The organism is Melittangium boletus DSM 14713 (assembly GCF_002305855.1).
In the GTDB taxonomy this organism is placed as follows: Bacteria; Myxococcota; Myxococcia; order Myxococcales; family Myxococcaceae; genus Cystobacter; species Cystobacter boletus.
Window position 1 is genome coordinate 5650873 of sequence record NZ_CP022163.1, and the last position, 16882, is coordinate 5667754.

Consider the following 16882-nt stretch of genomic DNA (forward strand, 5'->3'; position numbering starts at 1 on the left):
CCCCCCCATGACGACGATCGCCCCCTTGGAAGACCTTCGCGCCCTGTTGTCCCGACACGTCCCCCAGGATCTCAAGGAGCGGGAAGATCTGGAGCTCATGCGCCGCTTCGCCAGCGAACTGGAGCGGCCCTTCTCCCGGAAGCAGCTCCGGGCGCACTTCACGGGCAGCGCCGTGGTGGTGGACCCGGCGGGGGAGCGGGTGGCGCTGGTGCTCCATGGCAAGTTCAACCGGTGGTTGCAGCCCGGAGGACACGCGGAGGACGTGGACGCGGGCAGCATGGAGGCCTCGGCGTTGCGCGAGGCGCGGGAGGAGACGGGCTGCCGGGTGTCGTTGCATCCCAAGGCGCCGAGCCCACTGGACGTGGACGTGCACCTCATCTCCGCGCGCAAGGATGAGCCCGAGCACCTGCACCTGGACGTGCGCTTCCTGGTGGTGGCGGAGAACCCGGAGGCCCTGCTGCACGACCCGAACGAGTCCTCGGGCGCCCAGTGGTTCGGTTGGGACGAGGCCCTGGCGCGGGTGGGGCAGGAGGCCGCGCTGCGGCGCCTGATGGAGAAGGCCCGGGGGGTGGTGCGCGGGGGCTGACTCACCCGCCTCCGAGCAGGTGCCAGTGATGCAGCCAGAGGGTGAGGAGGGCCGAGGCCAGGGCGACTCCCGAGAAGAGCAGCCGCCAGGTCCATGAGCCCCCGCCGCGTCGCCCCGTCCGAGCGCTCCAGAAGAGCGCCCCGGGGGTGAGGCCCACGCCCAGCAGCGCGCTCGTCCGGGTGGCGCCGAGCAGCCACGGGGTGTCGTCGCCATCGAAGGGCACGAGCGGGCGCACCAGTAGCACGACGCCGGTGAGCACGAGCAGATTCCACAGGCTCAGGGCCGCCAGGGGCGCCACGGCCCCGGTGCGCAGGAGGAGTCCCATCCCCACGGCCAGCGCGAAGAGCGCGCCGCATCCGGCGAACAACCCCAGGGCGACGGGCGCGGTGTCGTACCAGGGCGCGCGCTCATAGGCCTCCAGGGGCCGGTTCTCGAGGAACAGGTGGGTGATGTGTCCCTGGGCATCCTCCCGGAAGGCCACGCGGTCGGGAGCGTCCGGGGTCTCGGCGGGCTGGAAGAGCAGGGGTTCCTTCTCCACCCAGCGGCGGGCCGTCATGCCGGGCTGATGGACGCGCAGGGTGCCCTCCTCCTCGCGCACGCGGATTTCCTGGCGCCACGCGAGCGAGGCCTCCGCCGTGCCGGAGCTCCTCCACGTCGTCTGGTAGGTGCCGGTGAATCGCTCGGGCCGTGTGACGAGGCGCTTCGTGGGCGCTCGAGGCGGGGGCGCGGGGAAGTCGCGGTCGAGCAGGGCGCGCAGCAGCTCCATCCGGGCCCGCTGCGCGGCGTTTCGCTCTCCCAGGCCGTTGTAGGAGACGAACAGGCCCCAGCCGTGCTCGGGCATCAGCACCAGCAGCGAGGTGAACTGGTACGCGTCTCCCGTGTGGCCGAGGAGCCGCCGCCCATTCAGGTGGAACTCCATGAAGCCATGGGCCCACCCACTCAGCCGGGCGTCGTGCGTGAAGTGCTGTTGATGCATCCGCCGCACCGTCTCCTCGCCCAGGATGCGGTGGCCGTCGACCGCGCCTCCGTGGAGGTGCGCGAGCATGAAGCGCGCGAGGTCCGGCGCCGTCGTGAGCATCGAGCCGCTCGACGCCACCACCACCCGCTCCAGGGGTTGGGCGCGCGGGCGCCCTTGTTCCAGGGGGTGGCCGAGCGCCGTGTCCGCGACGAACTCGGGAGGCACCGATCGCCGGAAGAGGGTGCGCCGCATGCCCAACGGCTCCCAGATTTCCTCGCGGAGATGGTCCTCGAAGGGTTGGCCCGTGACGCGCTCGACGATGTGCTCGGCCAGGGCCGCTCCATAATCGGAGTACGCCGAGAGCTCTCCGGGAGGGCGGACCCGCGGGGGCCTTCGCTCCTGGAGATAGTCGACCAGGGCGTCCGGGGTCGGACCCGCGGGCCAGAGACGTTCGGGGACCGCGAAGCCGCCCGTGTGCGCCATCAGGTGCCGGAGCGTGACGGGCTCCGGGAAGGTGCGGGGAAGCTGGAGGCCTTCTTCCAGCCAGGTATTCACGTCCGTGTCCAGCTCGAGCTGGCCCCGCTCGACGAGCCGCATCACCGCCGTCCAGACGAACAGCTTGCCCACGGAGGCCACGCGAAAGAGCGTGCGCTCCGCGTCCACGGGAAGGCCCCGGCCGGTGTCCGCCTCGCCATGGCCCTGGGTCAGCACCACCCGGCCGTCGCGCACCACCAACACGGTCGCGCCGGGAATCCGGTGGTCCGCGAGCTGACGGGTGACGACCCGCCGCACGAACGCGTCCAGGGGCTCGGCGGAGTCTCCAGGGAGCGTCTGGGCTCGGACGGGGGTGGCGGCTCCCAGGAGCACGAGCACCAGGACGGTCAGGCCCACGCGGGGGCTGGCGGCGAGGGACTCTGTCAGACGGGCCTCAGTTCCGGGGCACGGGCGCGGGCGTCAGGGAACTGCGGGGCAGCCGCACGGCGAAGCGGGTGCCCTCGCCATCGAGTGATGTCACCCGGATGCGGCCTCCATGGGCCAGCACCAACTGCCGGGTGATGTAGAGCCCCAGCCCCACGCTGCCCGCGCCGCTGCCCGCCTGACGTCCGCGGCGGAAGGGCTCGAACAGGTCGGGCAGGCTGGCCGGGTCGATGGGGGAGCCCTCGTTGTGGATCTCCACGAGCACCGTGGAGGCTTCCCCCGCGCAGCGCACCCGCACGGCCGTGTGCGGCGGGCTGTGTTGGATGGCGTTGCCCACGAGGTTGCCGAACACCTGCGCGAGCCGATCCCCATCCCACTCGCCCTGGCCGTCTCCCTCCCGGACGAAGTCCAACTGGCGCTCCGGATGGCTCGCGGCGAACTCCTCCACCACGCCGCGCGTCAGCTCGAAGAGATCCGAGCGCTTGCGCTCCACGGGGATTCCGCCACCCAGCCGCGCCTGGCTGAAGTCCAAGAGGTCGCGGATGAGGCGGGTGGAGCGATCCGTGGCGGTGATGATGCGCGTGAGGCTCTTGCTCTGCCGCTCGTCGAGCCCCGTGCGCGCGAGCAGCGTGGAGGCGGAGATGCGGATGACGCTCAGGGGGTTGCGCAGGTCGTGGCTCACGATGCCGAGGATCTGCCGCTCGAACTCGGCGAGCTGGCGCGCCTCGGCCTCCTGCTGCTTCTGCACGGTGATGTCCACGCAGGCGCCCGTCATGTAGAGCGGGCGCCCGTTGGCGTCCACGAACGTCTTGCCCTTGCTGCTCAGCCAGTGCACGTGCTCGTCCGGCCACACCACGCGGAAGTCCATCTCGAAGTCCGCGCCCTCGTTCGCGCACGCGCGGGTGCGGCGCCGGGCCTCCTCGCGCTCGTCGGGGTGCACCAGCGCCAGGAAGTCGTCGATCGTCTGCACCGTGCGGCCCGGCGCCAGGCCGAAGAGCTGGTCCAGGTTCTCGTCCCACTCGAGCCCGCCGGTGCGCAAGTCCCAGCGCAGGGTGCCGGTGCTGCTCGCCCACAAGGCCGCGCGCAGCCGCTCGTCGCGCTCCTGGAGCGTGGCCTCCATCCGCTCGCGCTCGGCGAGCACGTGGCGCAACTGGGTCTCGCTCGCCTCGGCGGCGGCGCGGGCCTGCTGCGCGGCTTCATAGAGGCGGGCGCGCTCGAGCGCCTGGGCCCCCTGCCGCGCCAGGGCGAGGAAGAAGTCCTGCTCGTCGGCCTGGAGGACGCGCCGCCGGGTGAAGTTCACCACCAGGGCACCCATGACGCCGCGGCTGCCGCGCAGGGGCATCACCGCCGAGGCCTCGAAAGGCAGTCCCTGGCGGGCGAGTCCCGGGTAGCGATGATCCCGCTCCTCCCGGGTGGAGTAGGTGACGAGCCGATCCTGCCGCACCGCTTCCGCCACGGCCACGGGGGCGTCGAGGGCGATGCGCTCCAGTCCGCGCGCCAGCTCCCTCGTGCCGGGGCCCGCGGCCTCCAGGAAGGGAGCATCCTCGGCCATGAGCCACACGGTCCCCGCCTGGGCATCCAGCGCGGCCTGTCCCTGGGTGACGATGACGTCGAGCACCTGCCGGGGCGAGGGCGCCTCGGAGAGCGCGGCGGTGACGGCCTGGAGCCGGGAGATCCGCTCCTGGGCCCGGCGCTGCCCGTCGATGTTCGCGTTGGTGCCGAACCAGCGCAGCACCCGGCCCCGGGCGTCGCGCAGGGGATGGGCCCGGATGAGGTGCCAGTGGTCCTGGCCTTCCGGATCGCGCAGGCGGCTCTCCACCTCGAAGGGCTCGCCGCTCTCCAGGCTGCGCCGCCAGTGCTCCAGCAGCCGCGGCTGATCATCCGGGTGCACGGCCTCCATCCATCGCGAAGCCTCTCCCGGAGGCACCGCCAGGGTCTCGAAGCCGCGGCGGCTCAGGTAGTCCATCTGCCCGTCGGGGCGGCTCGTCCAGATGGTGTGGGGCAGGACCTCGGCGAGGGTGCGGTACTGTTGCTGGGCCTCGTGCAGACGCAGGGCCTGGCGCAGGATGTGCGCCAGACGCTCGGCCGTGAGCGAGGACTTGCCCAGGTAGTCCGTGGCGCCCGCCTTCATCAGCTCCACGGCCGTCTGCTCATCCCCCTGGCCGGTGAGCATGATGATGGGGGTCTCCACCAGCGCGGCACGCGCCTCGCGCAGCACCTGGAGCCCATCCCGCCCCGGCATCTGGAAGTCGAGCAGGGCGCAGTCGAAGGGCTCGCGCAGGAGCGCCGCGAGCGCGGACGAACCATCCGCCACCTCGACGAGCTGGGCGCTCAACCCCGCCTTGAGCAGGGCGCGCCGCACCGCGAGCCGATCCACCTCGTCATCATCCGCCACCAGCAGGCGCAGCCGTTGGTCCTCCATGCGCTCCTCGGGCTTCACGGCAGCTCCACCCGTGACCAGTATGCGTTGAGAGCGGTCATCAACTCCACGAACGCCGGAGACGTGACGGGCTTGAGGAGGTAGCCCGCCACGTGGTGGGCATAACTTTGCACCCGGTCCCGGTCATCGTTGGAGGTGGTGAGGACCACCACGGGGGTGCTGCTGAGCGCCGGATCCGCGCGGATGGCGCTCAGGAACTCCAGGCCATTCATCCGGGGCATGTTGAGGTCCAACAAGATGAGGCGGTTGGTGGCGGGCACCTGGCCCTCGCGCAGCATCTCCAGGGCCTGACGGCCGTCGTTGGCCACGTGGAGGGTGCTCTGGATGTTGCTCTTCTTGAAGGCGCGCTGCACGTGCATCACGTCCACCGAGTCATCATCCACGAGGAGGATGTTGAGCCGCTTGAAGGGGAGGTTCATCGCCCCTCGTCCGGGGTGTTGTGGGGCCAGGTGAAGCGGAAGGTGGCGCCCTGACCCGGCGCGGACTCCAGCCAGGCCCTGCCGCCGCGTGCCTCCACGCTCTTCTTCACCACCGACAGCCCAATGCCCGTGCCCTCCACCTGATCGCGCGCCTGGAGGGTCTGGAAGATGCCCCAGATGCGCTCGTGGTACTCGGGCGCGATGCCCGGCCCGTTGTCGCGCACGGAGAACTCCCAGAAGTCCTCCGCCGGGCGGACCTCCACATGGACCCGGGCATCGGCGCCGGCGGCGTGCTTGAAGGCGTTGCCCAGCAGGTTGAGGAACACCTGCTGCAAGGGCACGCGCTCGGCGTATTGCAGCATGGGCAGGTTCGGCGCCAGTTCCACGTGCGTGCTCTCCGGAGGCGCCAGCAGCTCCACGCACTCCGCGACGAGCCGGCCCACGTCCACGCGCTCCGGACGGCCACGCATCCTTCCCGCGCGGCTGTAGTCGAGGATGCCGTTGATGAGCGATTCCATGCGCTGCACGCGCCCGCGCAAGAGCCGCATCTGCTCGCGCGTCTCCTCGGTCATCACCCCCTGCAGGTCGTCCTCGATCCACTGTGACAGGTTGGCGATGCCGCGCAGCGGGGCCTTCAGGTCGTGGCTGGCCACGTAGGCGAACTGATCCAACTCCTGGTTGCTGCGCTCGAGCGCCGCGATGAGCCGCTCGCGTTCGGCCTCGGCGCGCTTGCGCTCGGTGATGTCCAGCACGACCGTGGCCACGCCCAGCGTGCTGCCCTCCGCCGAGCGCACGGGCGCGTAGCGCGCCAGCCACGCCCGCTCCTCGCCCGAGGGCATCCGGGAGGTGGACTCCACCGTCTGGGTCTCTCCGGTCTCCAACGCCTTGACGAGCGACTGGACCACGAGCGCCGCTCCGGGACCCTGGGTGGAGATGGCCTCGGAGAGGGGATTGTCCGGTCCATCCCCGGGCAGACGGTTGATGTCGCGCAGGGCGCGGTTGACGCGCACGAAGCACAGCAGCCGATCGAACAGGGCGATGCCGGCGGGCGCCGCGTCGAGCAGGGTGTCGAGCATGGCGCGCGCCTGTTCCGCCTGGTGGCGCTCGTGCTGGGCGCGGCTCACGGCCTCCTGGCTCGCGCGGTACATGCGCGCGTTGTCCAGGGCGAGCGCCGCGCGGCGCGCGAACTCCTCGGCCAGGGGCAGGTCCGCGGCGGAGAAGCCGCGGTGGGTCTGGGACTGGGCGAGCGTGATGGCGCCCAGCGTCCGCCCATGCACCACCATGGGCACGGTCATGCTCGAGCACAGACCCACCTCCGACAGCAGCCGGAACTCGTCCGGATCCCTCGCCATGCTGGAGCGCATGGCGTCGGAGATGGACTCCAGCAGTTCCGGTTCGCCGGTGCGGATGACGTGGCCCGTGCCGTGCGTGGCGAGCTGGAGGTCCACCGGTGCGCGGCGCGCCAGCTCCCAGGCCAGGGATTCCTTGACCGGGTCCGCGTGGGTCACCGCGGAGCGCTCCACGGCCTCGTCCGCCCCCACCAGGTCCACCGCGCACCAGTCGGCGAGCCGCGGCACCGCCAGACGGGTGAAGTGGCGCAGGGTCTCCTCGGGGTCCAATGTGAGCGCCAGCAGGGAGCTGGCCTCGGCGAGGAAGCCGTGGGTGTCGGAGGTGCGCTTCTGATCATCGATGTCGGTGCAGGTGCCAAACCAGCGGATGACCCGGCCCTGGGGATCCCGCACGGGGATGGCGCGCACGAGGAACCAGCGCCAGACGCCATCCAGCCGGCGGCAGCGCTTCTCCACCTCGAAGGGCTCGCTCGTGGCGAGGCTGTGCCGCCAGCGCGTCTCGTGCTCGGGGAGATCGTCTGGATGGAAGGCCCTCATCCAGGCGTCCCCTTGGGACTCCTCGGCGGACAGCCCCGTGTATTCGAACCAGCGCTGGTTGAGGTAGTCCTGCACGCCGTCCGGCCGGGCGGTCCAGACGATCTGCGGCAGGGCCTCGGCGAGCTGGCGGAACTGCTCGCGCTCGGTATCGAGCCGCTGCTCCTGACCCGGGCCCCCGAGCGGAGAGCGCAGGAGGCGCTGCGCGTTGAGATCGCCATCGAGAGGGCGGGACACGTCGGGTACTCCTTCACGGCGAACGGGGAGATGGGCCGGCCGGGGCGCCCTCCTCGCGCCGTCGGGCCGCCGACTCCGTGTTCCTTGATTATCCCGGGCGAGCGTACGTGATCATGAGGGGGATGGCAGCGCTGTCGTCCGCGCAACAAGGCATTCAACGTGCTTCATTTCCCTTGAAGAGCGGGCGCTTACAGGGTGGGCTCGCCTGTCCGCCCGGGCAAGGGCTGGGGGCGCTCGCCCGCCGGGGGGAGGGTGAGTTCGAAGGTGGTACACCCCGGGGTGGGGACGAGACGCAGGTCCCCCCCGTGGGCCCGGGCGATCTTCCGGGACAGGGGCAGGCCCAGGCCCGTGCCCTTCTCCCGGGTGGTGAAGAAGGGCTCGAAGATGCGCTCGCGCTCGGCCTCGGGGATGCCCGCGCCCGTGTCCTGGACCCGGATGGTGTAGTCCCGGCCCTCGTTCCGGCCCGTCACCTGGACGCGGCCCCCGGGGGGGGAGGCCTGCACGGCGTTCTTCACCAGGTTCACCACCGCGGCCGTCAGCAGGCTGCCATCCGCCTCGAGCACCGCCGCGTCCGCTTCCACGTCCACGTCCACTTGCCGCGCCGCGGCATCCGCGGTGAGCAGGCCGCGGGCCTCGTGCAGCAGCTCCCGCGCGGCCACGGGCTCGCGGGACAGCGGCTGCTCGCGGGCGAAGGCGAGGAAGTCCTCGACGATGCGCTGCAGGTACTCCGCCTCATGTTGGATGCGCGCCACATGGCCGGCGGCGTCCTCCACCGCGCCCGCCTTCAGGTCCTCGGCGAGCAGGCCCGAGAAGAGGGAGATGCCGCCCAGGGGATTGCGCACCTCGTGGGCCACGCCCGCGAGCATGAGCTTGAGCTGCCGGTCCCGGCTCTCCAGGGCACCGCGCATCACCTCCAGCTCGCGCGCGAGCACGCCGATTTCCCGGGTGGGCTCGGGGGGCACGGGGGTCGTCAGGTCTCCCCGTCCGATGCGCAGCGCCGAGTCCATGAGCCGCCGCAGGGGCCGGGCGAGTCCCCGCGCGGTGACGAGCGCCACGAGGGCCAGCACGCCGAGGGCGCCCGCGCTCGCGGCCGCGAAGCTCCGGGACAGGCGCGCGAGGGGTCCGAAGAAGGCGGCGCTGCCCTCCACGGCGACCGCGCCCACCACCTGGCCCTCGCGGCGCACGGGCGCGTAGCCCGTCTTGTAGAGCAGCCCGTCCGAGCCCTGGAAGAGCACCTGGCTGGCGGCGCGCTGGCCCGCGAAGACGCGCGAGAGCTCCAGCCTGTCCCGGGCGAGCTCGGGCACCTCGGCGCCCACGGGGAGGCCGCCGCCCACGTCCACGCGCACCTGGCCCCGGGTGTCCACGACGTAGACGCGCCGCACGCCGCTCGCGTCGCGCACGTCGGTGAGCAGGCGCACGAGGTTGCGCCACGTGCGCGTCTCCGCGACATCGTCCCCGGGCTCGATGGTGAGCATGCGCTCGCCGCTCACCTGTCCCGCGGTGGCCGCGGCGATGGCGGACAGGCTCGTGCCCAGCTCATCCTCGAGGATGGCGCGGGCGAGCGCGTAGACGGCCGTGCCGGTGAGGGCGAGGAAGAGCAGCGTGGGCAGGAGGAACGCCACGAGCAGGCGCGCCGAGAGCGAACCGAGGGCGTCCTTCACGCGAGAGGGCCAGCGCATCCGGGGAGGGTATATCAGTCGAACATCGCGCCCAGGGCCTCGGACAGCGTCTCCACGCCGACGACTTCCAGCTTGCTGCCCTCCAGCCGCCGGGCACTGCCCTTGGGGATGACGGCCCGCTGGAAGCCCATCTTCGCGGCCTCGGCGAGCCGGGGCTCCACCTGACCCACCGCGCGCACCTCGCCCGCGAGGCCCACCTCGCCGAGCACCAGCGTCTGCGCCTCCAGCGGCCGGTTCTGCAGGCTGCTCACCAGCGCCGCGCACACCGCCAGGTCACACGCGGGCTCGGACAACTGCATGCCTCCGGCCACGTTGACGAACAGGTCGCAGCCGACGAGCGGGATGTCCTCCTTCTTCTCCAGCACCGCCGCGAGCAGCGCCACGCGGTTGCCGTCCACGCCGATGGCCGTGCGCCGCGCGGTGCCATATCCCGTGGGCGCCACCAGCGCCTGCACCTCCACCAGGAGCGGCCGCGTTCCATTGAGCGTGCACGTCACCACGCTGCCCGCCTTGCCCGCGGGACGCTCGGCGAGGAAGAGCGCCGAGGGGTCCGCCACCTCCACCAGGCCCGCGCCCTTCATCTCGAAGACGCCGATCTCGTTCGTCGAGCCGAAGCGGTTCTTGTGCGCGCGGAGGATCCGGAAGGGATGGCCGCGCTCGCCCTCGAAGTAGAGGACGGTGTCCACCATGTGCTCGAGCACGCGCGGGCCCGCGATGGAGCCCTCCTTCGTCACGTGGCCCACGAGGAAGGTGGGCACGCCGCTGCGCTTGGCGAAGGCCATGAAGCGACCGGCCACCTCGCGCACCTGGGAGATGCTGCCCGGCGCGCTGCCCAGCTCCGGCAGGTACATGGTCTGGATGGAGTCCACCACCAGCGCCCGGGGCTTGAGTGACTCGGCCACCGTGAGCACCCGCTCCGCGTCCGTCTCCGCGAACAGGTGGATGGACTCGCCCTCCACCCGCAGGCGCTCGGCCCGCATCTTCGTCTGCCGCAGCGACTCCTCGCCCGACACGTACAGCACCGGTCCCGCCAGGCCCAACCGATCCAACGCCGCCAGGAGCAGCGTGGACTTGCCAATGCCCGGGTCTCCTCCGAGCAGCACCAGCGAGCCATCGACCACGCCCCCGCCCAGCACCCGATCGAACTCGGCGATGCCCGTATGCCGGCGCTGCTCCTGCTCGCCGCTCACCTCGCGCAGACGCACCGGCTTGGACGCCCCACCCGAGGCGCCCCAGGCCGGACGCTTCTCGTCCACCTTCGCCTCGGTCTCCTCGACCAGGGAACTCCATGCGCCGCAGTCCGGGCATTTGCCCAACCACTTCGCCGACTGGTACCCGCACGCCTGACACGCGTAATGCGTCTTCGCCTTCGCCATGGAAGCTGTTGTCTAGCGCACCCGTCCCACGTTTCCCCGGCTTTCGGTGGCGCCTGCGTGCGCGCTCGCCCGCTTTCCTCCGCCATGCTGGTGAGCGAGCGAGCGGGCATGGGCGCGGTCGCGAAACCGATGGGTCAAGTTGTGCGGAGGGGAGGGGGTCCCCAAGTTGCTTTCCACTGGGGCCGCACGGAGCGGTGCCCGATCTAGGAGAGCGAAGATGAGCATTCTCTGGTTCATCGTGGTGGGTCTGGTGGCGGGTCTGATCGCGCGAGCCCTGGTTCCGGGCCGTCAGTCCATGGGCATGATCGCGACGATGCTGCTGGGTATCGTGGGCTCCTTCGTGGGTGGCTTCATCGGCGCCCTCTTCTCGCCGGGCCGTAGCGTTCTCGACCTGCAGCCGTCCGGACTGATCATGTCCGTCATCGGAGCCATCGTGGTCCTATTCCTGGCGGGCTGGGCGGGGCGGGGCCGCCGCATCCACGCCTGATGCGAGGGACCTTGAGCGGGGGATGACCCCGGCAAGTCCCTGATTTCCGGAGCGCCCGGGGGTTGTCAACCCGGGCGTTTCGCGTGGTTGACAAGGTGAGGCCGTCTTCGCCACTTTGCGCGCTCCCCCGAGGAGCCCATGTCCGACGACGCCGCCTCATCCGATTCGTTTCACGGTCACGCCCACTTCGCCGTGCCGCCCGCCGGAGTCACCGTCCGCCATGACTGGACGCTGGCCGAGGTGCGCGCCCTCTACGCGCTGCCGCTGCTGGAGTTGGTCCACAAGGCGCAGACCGTCCATCGCGCGGTGTTCCAGGACAACAAGGTGCAGCTGTGCTCGCTCCTGTCCATCAAGACGGGCGGCTGCCCCGAGGACTGTGGCTATTGTCCGCAGGCGGCGCGCTACCACACGGGGGTGAAGGCGGAGAAGCTGATGCCCGTGCCGTCCGTGCTGGAGGCGGCCGCCCAGGCCCGTGCGGCGGGAGCCACGCGCTTCTGCATGGGCGCGGCCTGGCGCGAGGTGAAGGACGGGCCCCAGTTCGACAGCGTCCTGGAGATGGTCCGGGGCGTGAAGGCGCTCGGCATGGAGGCGTGCGCCACCCTGGGCATGCTCACCGAGAGCCAGGCCCAGCGGCTCAAGAGCGCGGGGTTGTCGGCGTACAACCACAACCTGGACACCTCGGCCGAGCACTACGGGGACATCATCTCCACGCGCACCTACGAGGAGCGGTTGAACACGCTCGCGCGCGTGCGCGGGGCGGGCATCTCCGTGTGCTCCGGCGGCATCATCGGCCTGGGCGAGAGCGTGGATGATCGCTGCGGGCTGCTGCTCACGCTGGCCAATCAGGAGCTCCACCCGGAGTCGGTGCCCATCAACGCGCTGGTGGCGGTGAAGGGCACGCCCTTGCAGGATCAGAAGCCGGTGGACTCGGTGGAGATGGTGCGGACCATCGCCACCGCGCGGCTGCTGATGCCGATGTCGATGGTGCGTCTGTCCGCGGGCCGCAAGCAGATGAACGAGGAGGCGCAGCTGCTGTGCATGCTCGCGGGCGCCAACTCCATCTTCTTCGGGGACAAGCTGCTCACCACGGGCAATCCCGAGTACGCGCAGGACATGGCCTTGTTGGAGAAGGCCGGCATCAAGCCGCTGGAGCCGGACGCGTCCCGGTGAGGCCTGGACTGAGCGCCCTGCTCTGCTGGGGCGCGCTCCTGCTGGCCTGTCATCCAGGTGTGGCCGGGCGTGGGGTCCCGCGCCACTACGCCCAGGCTTTCGACTCGGCGACGGCGTCGTGCCGGAGTCGGCCCGCGTTGTGTGCGCGCGTGGCCGGGGAAGAGGCCGTGATTCCGCCAGCCGCGCAACGGGTGGCGGAGGTTGGTGCCTCGGTGGCCGCGGCCGCCCGTGTGCTGGATGCGTCGGAAAGGGCGCGCATCGAGCGCGAACTGGCGGAGTGCGCCGATCTGGCACGTTTCGAAGTGCTTGAGCGATACATGGAGGGGAGGCCTCCCACACCGGAGGAATGCCATGAGAAGGGAAACTTCGGTGGCCGGTACAGGACGCGAGCCATGTTCCTCGGTGAGGAGATGCACCGGGTGGCGCTGGCGTGCGCGGAGTCGAGGTTGAAGGTGCTGCGCCCAGGTGGATTCAGCGTGGAGCCTCGTTACACGTACAATCAACAAACACGGAAGTGGGAGTTCATGAGCGCCGAAAAGGAAGCGATGCTGCTGGATGAAGGCTGCTTCGGCGAGTTGAGGGGCACCATCAAGCCCGACATCGTCATTCATTTGGGCAACCCGTTTCTGGCGCAAGCTGTTTATGATTTTAAGTTTCCCTGTGTCAAAATCGATGAGGGCCGTTGGTGTGAGTATACCCGCGGGCCACATCAAGGTCGTACGCAGAGTGATGTCTATAAGGGTGTGTTGTCGATAACGCCTTCCCGGATCCTCCCTCGGATAGGAGTCATGCCATGAAGGCGTTGGTTCCACGTATTCGTATCCAAGCGCAGGATGGAGTCTGTTTGCTTCGGGACGGATTGAGCCTCTGCTTCTATATTCGTCATCCCCATCGGGAAATCGCACAAGCCGTAGTCCATGCGCTAGATGTTTACATCAAGGCTGTTGGTCCTGGCACATTGAGTCGGTTTTTCGGCGCGGATGGTTATTCACAGCCGTTGGATGAGTTTGAGTGGAGCCGCATCCGACGGGAAGTGCTTGAGGATCCATGGGCTTCATTCGGCTTGTTCGATAAGTCCGGTAGCGAGGATCTCTATCATGCCGAGTATTTCGGAAAACCCGTTGGCAATCCTTCACTGCTCGGCGACCCTTTCGGGACGGGAGAACGCCATGCATCGTGTGCATTGGAGTTCTGGCTTCCCACCGAATATCTGGAGGCGCATGGCCCCGAACGCCTGCGCGAGTTGGCGCTGGAGTTGGCTTCTCCACTGCCTTTCGGCTTCGGTCAGGTTGGTTTTTCTTTCAATGGATGGTTAGATATCATGGGTGTTTCGCGGATGATTCGCGAGCGGTGTTTTCGCTACCCAGGCATGGATATCCCTGAGCTGAGTTGGCTCTCCTGGAAGCTGGGAGACCGCGTGCGTGGTCCGTCGTGGATGACGTTCCTGGGCCAGCCGGTGCTCGGGGAGTTGGGCGGAGCGGAAGGCTTGCGCTCCCGGTTGTCGTCGCCGGGAACCACGGTCCATGCGTTGGAGGGAGAGCGCGCGGTGGTCACCCTGGGTCCCGCCCCCGACGCGGGAGACACCGAGCAGGGCAACGTGCTCCCCGCCTATCGGGAGCTGGCACGCGTCCTGGAACCCTGGCTCTACCGAGGGCCGGACGACAACTCCCTCGACTTCACCGCCGAGGACATGCGTCGCTGGGAGCGGCGCTTCCTCGATTGAGCACGGACTTCGACATGGCAGGACCCTTCTCAACAGCGTGGCCACGGGAGGAGTTGCATACCCCGCCTGGAAAAGCCAGGCATCAAGCAGCTGGAGCCGGACGCGTCCCGGTGAGGCCTGGACTGAGCGCCCTGCTCTGGGGCGCGCTCCTGCTGGCCTGTCATCCAGGCGTGGCGGGGCGAGGGGTGCCGCGCCACTACGCCCAGGCTTTCGACTCGGCGACGGCCTCGTGCCGGACCCGGCCCGCGCTGTGTGCGCGCATGGCCGGGGAAGAGGCAGTCGTTCCCCCAGCCGCGCAACGGATGGCGGAGTTTGGCGCCTCGGTGGCCGCGGTCGCCCATGTGCTGGAGGCGCCGGACAGGGCGCGCATCGAGCGCGAGCTGACGGAGTGTGCCGGCCTGGCGCGTTCCGAAGTGCTTGAGCGATACATGGAGGGGAGGCCTCCCACACCGGAGGAATGCCATGAGAAGGGAAACTTCGGTGGCCGGTACAGGACGCGAGCCATGTTCCTCGGCGAGGAGATGCACCGGGTGGCGCTGGCGTGCGCGGAGTCGAGGTTGAAGGTGCTGCGCCCAGGCGGCTTCAGCGTGGAGCCGCGTTACACGTACAATCAACAAACACGGAAGTGGGAGTTCATGAGCGCCGAGAAGGAAGCGATGCTGCTGGATGAAGGCTGCTTCGGCGAACTGAGGGGCACCATCAAGCCCGACATCGTCATTCATTCGGGCAATCCGCTCCTGGCGCAGGCTGTCTATGATTTCAAGTTCCCCTGCGTCAGAATCTATGAGGGTCATTGGTGTAAGTACACCAACGGGCCGCATCAAGGCCTCATGCAAGATGCTGTCTACTATGATGCCTTGTTGGTAAAGCCGCTGCGGATTCTCCCCCGAATAGGAGTCATGCCGTGAGGGCCTTGGTTCCACACATCCGCATCCAAGAGGAAAGCGGAGTCAGTTTGCTCCGTGATGGCTTGAGCCTCTGCTTCTATGTCCGCCATCCCCACCGGGAAATAGCACGAGCCGTGGCCCATTCACTGGACGTTTATGTCAGAGCCATAGGTCCCGGCACCCTCTGCCGTTTCTTCGACGCGGATGGGTACTCGCAACCGTTGGATGAATTCGAATGGAGCCGCATCCGACGGGAAGTGCTTGAGGAGTCGTGGGCATCCTTCGATTTGTGGGACACGTCCGGTAGCGAAGCGCTCTACCGTGCCGAATACTCAGGTGCACCTCTTGGTGACCCTGTCCTGGCAGAAAGGCCTCATGCCTCGTGCGCGTTGAGCTTCTGGCTTCCCACCGAATATCTGGAAGAGCATGGCCCCGAACGCCTGCGCGAGTTGGCGCTGGAGTTGGCTGCCCCTCTGCCTCTTTGCTTTGGACAGGTTGGCTTTTCGTTCAATGGATGGACGGACTTACTGGGTGTCCTGCGGCTGATTCGTGAATTGTGTTTCCGTTACCCTGGCATGGATATTCCCGAGTTCAGTTGGCTCTCCTGGAAGCTGGGAGACCGCGTGCGTGGTCCGTCGTGGATGACGTTCCTGGGCCAGCCGGTGCTCGGGGAGTTGGGCGGAGCGGAAGGCTTGCGCTCCCGGTTGTCGTCGCCGGGAACCACGGTCCAGGCGTTGGAGGGAGCGCGCGCGGTGGTCACCCTGGGCTCCGCCCCCGATGCGGGAGACACCGAGCAGGGCAACGTGCTCCCCGCCTATCGCGAACTGGCTCGTGTCCTGGAACCCTGGCTCTACCGAGGGCCGGACGACAACTCCCTCGACTTCACCGCCGAGGACATGCGCCGCTGGGAGCGGCGCTTCCTCGATTGATCATGGAGCCTGTCGTGACAGCACCATCCCCCACGGGCGTGGCCACGGCGTGGGCCCAGGAAGAACTGGAGGCCTTGAAGGCCCGGGGCTTGCGCCGCTTCCTGGAGCCGCTCGACTCGCCTCAAGGCCCCCTCGTGCGGGTCGGCGGCGAAACGCTCGTCAACTTCTCCTCCAATGACTACCTGGGGCTGGCCGGCTCGCCCACGGTGCGCGCCGCCGCCGCCGCCGCCCTGGAGGTTCATGGCGTGGGCTCGGGCGCCAGCCGGCTCGTGGTGGGGGACACCGCCGCGCACCACCGTCTGGAGGCCCGGCTCGCCGCCTTCGAGCGTTCCGAGGCCGCGCTCGTCTTCAATTCGGGCTACGCCGCCAACGTGGGCACGCTCCAGGCGCTCGTGGGCCCCGAGGATGTCGTCTTCTCCGATGCCCTCAACCACGCCTCGCTCATCGACGGCTGCCGCCTGTCGCGTGCCCGCACGGTCGTCTACCCCCATGCGGATGTCGAGGCGCTGACGCGGGCCCTGGCCTCCACCCCCGCGCGCCGCCGGCTCGTCGTCACCGACAGCGTGTTCTCCATGGACGGGGACGTCGCGCCCCTGCGCGACATCGTCGAGGTGTGCCAGGCCCATGGGGCCGCGCTGCTCGTGGACGAGGCCCATGCCACGGGCGTGCTGGGCGAGCGGGGCGCCGGGCTGTGCGAGGAACTGGGGCTGGAGTCGGCCGTGGACGTGCGCATGGGCACCTTGAGCAAGTCGCTCGGCGGGCTGGGGGCGTACATCGCCGCGTCCCGTCCCGTGGTGGACTTCGTGCTCCAGCGCGCCCGGCCGCTCGTCTTCTCCACGGCGCTGCCCGCGGCCCTGTGTGCCGCCGCCGAGGCCGCCGTGGACATCGTCGAGCGGGATGACGCGCTCCGGGCCCGGTTGTGGCGCAACATCCACCGCTTCTCCAAGGGCCTGCGGGAACTCGGCTTCATCGCCGAGCCCCGGAGCGCCGTCTTCCCCGTCATCGTGGGAGACGCCCCGCGCGCCGTCGCCGCCTCGCAGGCGCTTCGCGCGCGCGGGCTGCTCGTGAAGGCCATCCGTCCGCCCACCGTCCCCGAGGGCACCAGCCGCTTGCGCTTCTGCCTCTCCGCCGCGCACACCGAGGGCCAGCTCGACCTGGCGCTCTCGGCCCTGCGCGCGCTCAACCTGTGA

General features: G+C 69.6%; 14 protein-coding genes. 8 read left to right on the plus strand and 6 right to left on the minus strand.

From position 1 onward, the window contains the following. Positions 1 to 7: 7 nt before the first annotated feature. Positions 8 to 586: an NUDIX hydrolase gene (locus MEBOL_RS23740; RefSeq protein ID WP_095979590.1), complete on the plus strand. Its 579-nt coding sequence runs from the start codon at positions 8 to 10 to the stop codon at positions 584 to 586. Between the two features lies 1 nt (position 587). Here MEBOL_RS23740 and MEBOL_RS41950 read toward each other — a convergent pair whose 3' ends face one another. The 6 genes from MEBOL_RS41950 to radA form a co-directional block, all read right to left on the minus strand. Further along, positions 588 to 2435, minus strand: coding sequence for a serine hydrolase domain-containing protein (locus tag MEBOL_RS41950; RefSeq protein ID WP_170115578.1), 1848 nt, complete (start codon positions 2433 to 2435; stop codon positions 588 to 590). Between the two features lie 37 nt (positions 2436 to 2472). Beyond that, positions 2473 to 4902: a PAS domain-containing protein gene (locus tag MEBOL_RS23750; RefSeq protein ID WP_095979592.1), complete on the minus strand. Its 2430-nt coding sequence runs from the start codon at positions 4900 to 4902 to the stop codon at positions 2473 to 2475. Then, positions 4899 to 5321 carry a response regulator gene (locus tag MEBOL_RS23755; RefSeq protein WP_095979593.1) on the minus strand — a complete coding sequence of 141 codons (423 nt, stop codon included), beginning with the start codon at positions 5319 to 5321 and terminating at the stop codon, positions 4899 to 4901. Before MEBOL_RS23755 ends, MEBOL_RS23750 begins: the two co-directional genes overlap by 4 nt. Next, positions 5318 to 7441 (minus strand): PAS domain-containing sensor histidine kinase, encoded by a 2124-nt coding sequence (locus MEBOL_RS23760; RefSeq protein ID WP_095979594.1) that lies wholly within the window; start codon positions 7439 to 7441, stop codon positions 5318 to 5320. The genes MEBOL_RS23755 and MEBOL_RS23760 overlap by 4 nt, the downstream gene beginning before the upstream one ends. Positions 7442 to 7629: 188 nt before the next feature. Beyond that, positions 7630 to 9120: a sensor histidine kinase gene (locus MEBOL_RS23765; RefSeq protein WP_095979595.1), complete on the minus strand. Its 1491-nt coding sequence runs from the start codon at positions 9118 to 9120 to the stop codon at positions 7630 to 7632. Positions 9121 to 9134: 14 nt separating this feature from the next. Further along, entirely contained in the window at positions 9135 to 10496 is a 1362-nt protein-coding gene (gene radA / locus MEBOL_RS23770) for a DNA repair protein RadA (protein ID WP_095979596.1), read from the minus strand. 217 nt (positions 10497 to 10713) lie between these two features. On the opposite strand from radA, the gene MEBOL_RS23775 reads away from it, so the two are divergent. From MEBOL_RS23775 to bioF, 7 genes are all read left to right on the plus strand, one after another. Then, entirely contained in the window at positions 10714 to 10983 is a 270-nt protein-coding gene (locus MEBOL_RS23775) for a GlsB/YeaQ/YmgE family stress response membrane protein (protein WP_095979597.1), read from the plus strand. Positions 10984 to 11121: 138 nt separating this feature from the next. After that, positions 11122 to 12153: a biotin synthase BioB gene (gene bioB, locus MEBOL_RS23780; RefSeq protein ID WP_095979598.1), complete on the plus strand. Its 1032-nt coding sequence runs from the start codon at positions 11122 to 11124 to the stop codon at positions 12151 to 12153. Between the two features lie 167 nt (positions 12154 to 12320). After that, positions 12321 to 12950 (plus strand): hypothetical protein, encoded by a 630-nt coding sequence (locus MEBOL_RS23785; protein ID WP_157775409.1) that lies wholly within the window; start codon positions 12321 to 12323, stop codon positions 12948 to 12950. Further along, a complete protein-coding gene (locus MEBOL_RS23790) occupies positions 12947 to 13876 on the plus strand; it encodes a DUF3396 domain-containing protein (protein WP_095979600.1) in 930 nt (309 codons plus the stop codon). The genes MEBOL_RS23785 and MEBOL_RS23790 overlap by 4 nt, the downstream gene beginning before the upstream one ends. A 260-nt stretch (positions 13877 to 14136) precedes the next feature. Beyond that, positions 14137 to 14784 (plus strand): hypothetical protein, encoded by a 648-nt coding sequence (locus MEBOL_RS23795; RefSeq protein ID WP_157775411.1) that lies wholly within the window; start codon positions 14137 to 14139, stop codon positions 14782 to 14784. A 113-nt stretch (positions 14785 to 14897) separates the two neighbouring features. Then, positions 14898 to 15692: a DUF3396 domain-containing protein gene (locus tag MEBOL_RS23800; RefSeq protein WP_342747796.1), complete on the plus strand. Its 795-nt coding sequence runs from the start codon at positions 14898 to 14900 to the stop codon at positions 15690 to 15692. Positions 15693 to 15706: 14 nt separating this feature from the next. After that, a complete protein-coding gene (gene bioF, locus MEBOL_RS23805; protein ID WP_245918780.1) occupies positions 15707 to 16882 on the plus strand; it encodes an 8-amino-7-oxononanoate synthase in 1176 nt (391 codons plus the stop codon).

Coding starts and splice junctions, on each gene's coding strand:
- MEBOL_RS23765 (WP_095979595.1), bottom strand. CDS start 9,120: ATGCGCTGGCCCTCTCGCGTGAAGGACGCCCTCGGTTCGCTCTCGGCG.
- MEBOL_RS23775 (WP_095979597.1), top strand. CDS start 10,714: ATGAGCATTCTCTGGTTCATCGTGGTGGGTCTGGTGGCGGGTCTGATC.
- MEBOL_RS23740 (WP_095979590.1), top strand. CDS start 8: ATGACGACGATCGCCCCCTTGGAAGACCTTCGCGCCCTGTTGTCCCGA.
- MEBOL_RS23755 (WP_095979593.1), bottom strand. CDS start 5,321: ATGAACCTCCCCTTCAAGCGGCTCAACATCCTCCTCGTGGATGATGAC.
- bioB (WP_095979598.1), top strand. CDS start 11,122: ATGTCCGACGACGCCGCCTCATCCGATTCGTTTCACGGTCACGCCCAC.
- MEBOL_RS23795 (WP_157775411.1), top strand. CDS start 14,137: ATGGCCGGGGAAGAGGCAGTCGTTCCCCCAGCCGCGCAACGGATGGCG.
- MEBOL_RS23790 (WP_095979600.1), top strand. CDS start 12,947: ATGAAGGCGTTGGTTCCACGTATTCGTATCCAAGCGCAGGATGGAGTC.
- radA (WP_095979596.1), bottom strand. CDS start 10,496: ATGGCGAAGGCGAAGACGCATTACGCGTGTCAGGCGTGCGGGTACCAG.